Origin of the sequence: Stenotrophomonas sp. GbtcB23, from assembly GCF_019091045.1 — a bacterium.
Taxonomy (GTDB): Bacteria; Pseudomonadota; Gammaproteobacteria; order Xanthomonadales; family Xanthomonadaceae; genus Stenotrophomonas; species Stenotrophomonas rhizophila_A.
Genome location: NZ_JAGXKC010000156.1, coordinates 1 through 650 on the forward strand (window position 1 = coordinate 1; position 650 = coordinate 650).

A 650-nucleotide genomic window follows, 5' to 3' on the forward strand; every position below is an offset into this window, starting at 1 on the left:
GAACGGCAGCGGGCGTCTGCGATCAACGCATGACTTTCTGCATGGTTTTTCGACGCTGGGAACGATCTTCGTTGGTGCGCTCATCGTGTCCGGCATCGCGCACTACGGGGATCTCACCGCGTGGTCGTTTTCGGCCCTGTTCCAGAGCACCTACGGGAAGTTGCTGCTGTTCAAACTGGCCCTGTTCGCTGGAATGCTGGGTTTGGGAGCGCTGCACCGATGGACGCTGGTGCCGCGCTTGGAACGTGCGCTGACCAGCGGAGATCCCGCGCAGGAGGGGCGGGCTTTGCGGCAGAGTGTTACGGCTGAGGCCGCGCTGGCCATCTTGATCCTGATTGTTGTTTCAGTGCTCGGGACGCTCAGCCCCGAATAGCTGTGTAACCCGCAATGGCACACTGCCTTGGCAGTCCATCCCCACTAAAGCGAGCATCGGCATGAACTCACCGTCGTCCCATGACCATCACCATTCTGCAGGCGCAGCCCCTGTCGAGGCTGCGGATGGACGGGTCACCGATCCGGTCTGTGGCATGCAGGTCGATCCCGCCACGACGCAGCATCATGCGACCCACGCCGACACACCTTTCCACTTCTGCTCGGAGCGATGCCGCGCGAAGTTCGTGGCCGATCCGGAGCGCTATCTGACGCCCCAG

General features: G+C 62.3%; 2 protein-coding genes. Both read left to right on the top strand.

Translation table 11 applies throughout. The annotated features are described in order from the left end of the window. On the top strand, nt 1-373 hold a 373-nt coding region (locus KVS69_RS18565), incomplete at its 5' end, for a CopD family protein (protein ID WP_217539455.1). A gap of 61 nt (nt 374-434) precedes the next feature. Continuing rightward, the coding region (locus KVS69_RS18570) for a YHS domain-containing protein (RefSeq protein ID WP_217539456.1) at nt 435-650 on the top strand (216 nt) is incomplete at its 3' end.